6 protein-coding genes are annotated in these 4,937 nt (G+C 65.4%); 3 read left to right on the top strand and 3 right to left on the bottom strand.

From position 1 onward, the window contains the following. The first annotated feature begins 305 nt into the window (after positions 1-305). The 3 genes from OXC99_00050 (at position 306) to OXC99_00040 (ending at position 1,485) form a co-directional block, all read left to right on the top strand. Positions 306-770: a VOC family protein gene (locus OXC99_00050; GenBank protein ID MCY4623392.1), complete on the top strand. Its 465-nt coding sequence runs from the start codon at positions 306-308 to the stop codon at positions 768-770. 119 nt (positions 771-889) lie between these two features. Next, positions 890-1,249 (top strand): hypothetical protein, encoded by a 360-nt coding sequence (locus OXC99_00045; protein ID MCY4623391.1) that lies wholly within the window; start codon positions 890-892, stop codon positions 1,247-1,249. Then, complete coding sequence (locus OXC99_00040; GenBank protein MCY4623390.1) at positions 1,246-1,485, top strand: hypothetical protein; 240 nt, start codon at positions 1,246-1,248, stop codon at positions 1,483-1,485. The genes OXC99_00045 and OXC99_00040 overlap by 4 nt, the downstream gene beginning before the upstream one ends. 84 nt (positions 1,486-1,569) lie before the next feature. On the opposite strand, the gene OXC99_00035 is transcribed toward OXC99_00040, so the two are convergent. The 3 genes from OXC99_00035 to OXC99_00025 form a co-directional block, all read right to left on the bottom strand. Beyond that, complete coding sequence (locus OXC99_00035; protein MCY4623389.1) at positions 1,570-2,412, bottom strand: isocitrate lyase/PEP mutase family protein; 843 nt, start codon at positions 2,410-2,412, stop codon at positions 1,570-1,572. Between the two features lie 202 nt (positions 2,413-2,614). Beyond that, the gene (locus OXC99_00030; protein ID MCY4623388.1) at positions 2,615-3,916 is read right to left on the bottom strand and encodes a Rieske 2Fe-2S domain-containing protein; all 1,302 of its coding nucleotides are present in this window, start codon (positions 3,914-3,916) and stop codon (positions 2,615-2,617) included. 47 nt (positions 3,917-3,963) lie between these two features. Then, positions 3,964-4,937, bottom strand: a 974-nt coding sequence (locus OXC99_00025; GenBank protein ID MCY4623387.1) for an aromatic ring-hydroxylating dioxygenase subunit alpha, incomplete at its 5' end; no start/stop codon positions are given.

Here is a 4,937-nt window from a genome sequence, read left to right as displayed (position 1 = left end):
ATTCCTGCCTGCGCAGGAATGACGGTGGGGGAATGCAGGAATGTCGGTGGAGGGTGGAGTGCGTTGGCGCGAGGGATTGGTGTTTGGGTGGGGTAGTCCCCCATCCCCGTATCGAGTACGGGGCAGGCTCTAACCTTCCCCCTGAGGGGGAAGGGATCCCGGCCCCCGCCCCTGGATACCGGCCCCGTATCGGGGTACGGGGCATGCTTTCGCCGGTATGGTGGTAGGGGAGCGGGTGCGGCTTGTCAGGGCGGGGACGCTCGGCTACTCTTGGCGCAATTGTTACCCGGGCGAGGAGGCGAGCGATGGCACGAGTGAACAAGGTTGCGCACGTTGTGCTGAGTGTTACGGACGTGCTGACGTCTGTGGACTTCTACACCAGGGCGCTGGGGCTGGAGGTGGTCGACCTGAAGGAGAACCACCGGGCGGCGTTCCTGTCGTTTGGGGCGCAGCACCATGACATCGCGCTGTTCCAAGCGCCCGAGGGGGCGGAGCGGGGCAAGGTGGGGCTGAGCCACATCGCGTTCCAGATCGAGGGTGGGCTGCCGGAGCTCAAGGAGCTGAAGGGGCGGCTGGAGGAGATGGGCGCGACGATCAGCCGGACGACGGACCACACGATCACCAAGAGCGTCTACTTCCAGGACCCGGACGGGAACGAGCTGGAGATATTTGCGGAGGGGTTCGAGGACCCCCACGATGCGCTGGACTTCATCAAGCTGGGGACGAACCGGCAGGCGCCGCTGGAGCTGGAGCAGGTGTCGGCGAACTGAGGCTTGGCGAACAGAAACTCGGCCGGGTAGGGCGGCAGGGTAGGTGCAGGGAGACGGCGAATCCAAGGTAATCGAGGGGAGGGCGTCGAACCGCCACAGGGCGGTTGCACCGAATACGCATGACCGAACAGAGCAGTCAAGACGACCTGCAGGCAATTATCGAAGCCTTTGGTAGAATAGACGCAGTGGAGGTCGACGCTGCATTTGCGGAGCATATGGCCTCACGCAGACGCCGCTACGACAAGCATTTCGTCACTCTTGCGGAGCTTCAAGAGGTCTTCAACGGCCTGCCCCGGTTCTATTTCAACCGAGGAGAGCAGCGCAGGGCACCAGTGGTAATGGTGGGCGAGACAAGGGCGGGCCGGATCATAGTTGTTCCTATCGTGAAGGGAGCCCCGGAGGGAACGTGGAATCCAATTTCGGCGTTTGAGGGGAACGCCCATCATCGGGAACGCTACAGGGGGTACCAAGCGTCATGACTGAAGACTTTGAACGAGAGTTCGCCCTTGGTGAAGATGTGACTGACCAGATGACCGGCAAGCGGCCGGGCACCGTCGTTCTGTCCGTTCCCCTTGCAAGCGAGGAAATCGCCGGCCTGAGCGAGCTGGCGATATGCGAGGACAAGAACGAGATTGAGGTGGCGCAGGAAGCCATTCGCGCTTGGGTGAAGGCCCGGACGCCAGCCTCCAGCCGATCCACCTCAGCGCCACAGTAGGGTCAAGAGACCGCCGACCGGATGCGACCTGGTGTGTTCATGGGCTTTGACGCCGACCTTCTTCCGTTGCCCACGCCTTAGCCCCTAGACCGCGTACTCCACCTCCATATCGTAGATGCGCTGGAGGCCCAGCAGGTTGGCTATCTCTGTGCGGTGCTGGGGGGCGCTGATTGCGCCGGTGTCCCGGATCTCTTCCATTGCTCGCTTTACTGCGTCATAGACTACGGTGAGGGTGTAGCCGGCGAGCATGAGCTTGAAGTCGTGGGCGGCGACCTCGCCGGTCGTCGCGACGGGGTCTGCGCCATTGAAGACCTTGGGGATGCCTGCCAACTCCGTGGCGTAGGTCTCGAGGTCTTCCTTTGTCTTGACGCCGTCCACGAAAACGAGATCCGCGCCGGCTGCGTAGTAGGCTCGGCATCGGCGGACGGTGTCCTCCCATCCATTTACTGCCAATGCGTCGGTGCGCGCGATGATGACGAAGTCAGGGTCGCGGCGGGCGTCGAGGGCGGCGCGGACCTTCTGGACGTGCTCCTCCATGGGGATGACGTCCTTGCCGGCGAAAAAGCCGCACTTCTTGGGGAAGACCTGATCCTCTATGTGCACCCCGCTGACGCCGATGGACTCGTAGTCGCGGACGGCGCGCCAGACGTTGATGGCGTTGCCGTAGCCGGTGTCGCAGTCAGCGACGACGGGAACCTGGACGGCGTCGGCGATGTAGCGGGCGTTGGCGACCATCTCGGACTGGGTGAGCAGGCCGACGTCGGCGAAGCCCTTTTCGGCGGACGTGCCGGAGCCGGTCATGTAGACAGCCTCGAAGCCGACGGACTCGGCGATCTTGGCGTGGAGGGCATTGAGGCAGAAGGGGGCGACCACCATGCCCTCGGCGCGCAGCATGGCCCGCAGCCGGGCCGTCCGGGTGTCAGTCATCGGGTTCCTCCTTGCAACAGCTTGCGCCCAGCCCGTTCACCCCTTCGAGAGCCTCTGGGCGAACGGACTGGGCGCGCGTTTCTACCTCTGCTCATCGAGCATGGCCCGCTCAGTGCCCCGCCCCTGGATCCCGGCTTTCGCCGGGAAGAGGGTGGGGCCCAAGGCGAACCGAGCGAGCGCACGTTGCAGTGCCTTAGATGCCTTATGCCCGGACGTACTCCGGGGTGTACTGGGCCTTGTGATAGAGCTCGTCCCAGAGAGCGTCACGCCAGTAGACGTCTGTGGGCAGCACCTTCTCCACGGAGCGGAGGTCAAAGACATTGCCGCCAAGGCCGGGCGGGTCGCCGCCGTCCTCGACGATGCGGGACGCGTCCAGCAGGATCTTGCGGGCCATGATGATGGCGCGGTCCGTGGTGCCGAGGTGCTCTCGGGTGCGGTCGCAGATGGGGCCCATGGTGTCCTGCACCGCGCGGTCCTGGGTGTTGGTGCCGGGGATGCCGGTGAAGGTCTGGGTGCGCTGCACCTCGCGGTCGATGAAGTAGTCATTGGAGGCATCGGCGCGGGACTTGAAGCCGTTCTCGAAGTCGATGTCCTTACCAAGCTCGTTGCCGGAGCCGACCTGCAGGCGCTCGGCCTCGGTGAGGGGCTCGTCGCCGAAGGAGAAGGTGAAGTTCCAGACCATGGTGGTGTAGTCGTCGATGGGCACCCACATGTGGCCGGAGTCCTTGAGGCGTGGGGCGCCGCCGCGGTTGAGCTGGTTGGGCCGGAGCTGGGTCCAGGGGGCGATGAAGTGGTAGGCGCGCACGTACTTCTCGTTGTCGTCCGCCTGGTCGCGGATGCCGGCGTAGGTGTAACCGTAGTCGGTGGGGACGACCTCGACCCTGGCGGCGAATGAACGGGCGAAGGCGCGGTCGCGGGCGACGATGCCGGAGCCCTGGAGGTTGCGGTGCAGGAAGTTGATGTGGACGGTGTCTATGCCACCCTCCAGCCCCTGCAGCCAGTTGCACTTCTGCACCACCTTGTTGACGCCGCGGTGGCTCTCGGGCACCTGCGTCCACTCGAGCTCGGGCAGCGGGGGTTGCTTGTCGGGCGGGCCCATGTAGACCCAAACGACGTTGCCCATCTCTGCGGTGGGGTAGGACTTGATCTTCACCTTGTCCTTGAAGTTGGACTCGGCGGGCTCGGAGGGCATGTCGACGCAGTCGCCGTTCACGTCGAACTTCCAGCCGTGGTAGACGCAGCGGAGGCCGGCCTCCTCGTTGCGGCCGAAGAAGAGGCTGGCGCGGCGGTGCGGGCAGTAGTTGTCGACGATGCCGACAGCGCCGTTGGTGTCTCGGAAGGCGACGAGCTCCTCGCCGAGCAGCTTGAGGCGAATGGGCGGGCAGTCGGGCTCGGGGAGTTCCCAGTCGAGCATGGCGGGCACCCAATAGCGGCGCATCATCTCGCCCGTGGACGTGCCGGGGCTGATGCGTGCGAGGGTCTCGTTTTCCTGAAACGTCAGCATGGTGTCCTCCTTGCTCTCCCGCTGGGGCTAAGATCTCAGCGATTTGTCTACTCGGTTGGCGTCTTGGTGAGCGTGGACTGCTCCACGTCCATGTACCGCTCGGCGACGTCCAGCATGGGCATGGACGCGGGGACCTCGACGGCGGCGGAGCGGACGCGGTAGAGGTTGCCGTCGTACGGCGCGGTGGGCTCGACGCCCTCCTGGAAGTTGGCGACCTCGCGGAGCAGGCGTCGTCGGGCGCCGAGGATGGCGGAGTCGGAGGTGCCGAGGTGCTCGCGGGTGCGGTCGGAGATGGGCCCCATGCTCTCGATGACGGCCATGTCCTGCGCCTGGATGCCCTTGATGCCGGAGAAGTTGACGGTGCGCTGCATCTGGCGGTCCTGGAGGTAGTCGTTGTCCTTGTTGGCGTAGGGGATGTAGGACACGGGCTGGACGAGCTCGTGGAAGACGCCGCCGGTGCGGTACTCGTGAAGCTCGGCGTCGGTCAGGGGCCGGAGCGGATGCCACGAGGCGCGGAAGACGAGGGTGTTGTTGTCGTCGGCGGGCACGTACATGTTGCCAGTCATAACGGCGTGGGGCTCGGCGGGGACGATGGTCGAGTAGGGGAGCATCCACGGGGTGATGCGCCAGTAGTGCCGGCCTTCGGCGGTGGTGCGGCGGGCGCCGATGACGAGACCGTACTCGGCCTGCTCCAGGAAGAAGCGGGGCGAGCGATCGTGGAGGGCGGTGTCCTGGAGGCCGCGGCTGGAGGCGTTGATGGCGTAGTCGCGGGCCTTGAGGCTGCTGTGGAGGAAGCTGATGTGGCTGGAGTCAATGCCGCCCTCCAGCGCCTGCAGCCAGTTGCACTCCTGGCGGCACTTGGAGAGGTAGCGGTGGCTGTCGGGGGCCAAGGCCCACGCGAGGCCGGGCACCTCGGGGGTGAGCTCGGGCGGGCCCATGTAGGCCCAGACGACGCCTCCTCGCTCCTCGCAGGGGTAGGCGGCGATGCGGACCTTGTCGCGGAAGTTGGACTCGGCGGGCT

Source organism: Chloroflexota bacterium, assembly GCA_026713825.1.
Classification (GTDB): domain Bacteria; phylum Chloroflexota; class Dehalococcoidia; order Lucifugimonadales; family UBA1127; genus UBA1127.
The sequence above is the reverse complement of the archived record's forward strand: the minus strand, read 5'-3'. Positions and strand labels throughout refer to the sequence as shown.

Coding starts and splice junctions, on each gene's coding strand:
- OXC99_00035 (MCY4623389.1), bottom strand. CDS start 2,412: ATGACTGACACCCGGACGGCCCGGCTGCGGGCCATGCTGCGCGCCGAG.
- OXC99_00030 (MCY4623388.1), bottom strand. CDS start 3,916: ATGCTGACGTTTCAGGAAAACGAGACCCTCGCACGCATCAGCCCCGGC.
- OXC99_00040 (MCY4623390.1), top strand. CDS start 1,246: ATGACTGAAGACTTTGAACGAGAGTTCGCCCTTGGTGAAGATGTGACT.
- OXC99_00050 (MCY4623392.1), top strand. CDS start 306: ATGGCACGAGTGAACAAGGTTGCGCACGTTGTGCTGAGTGTTACGGAC.
- OXC99_00045 (MCY4623391.1), top strand. CDS start 890: ATGACCGAACAGAGCAGTCAAGACGACCTGCAGGCAATTATCGAAGCC.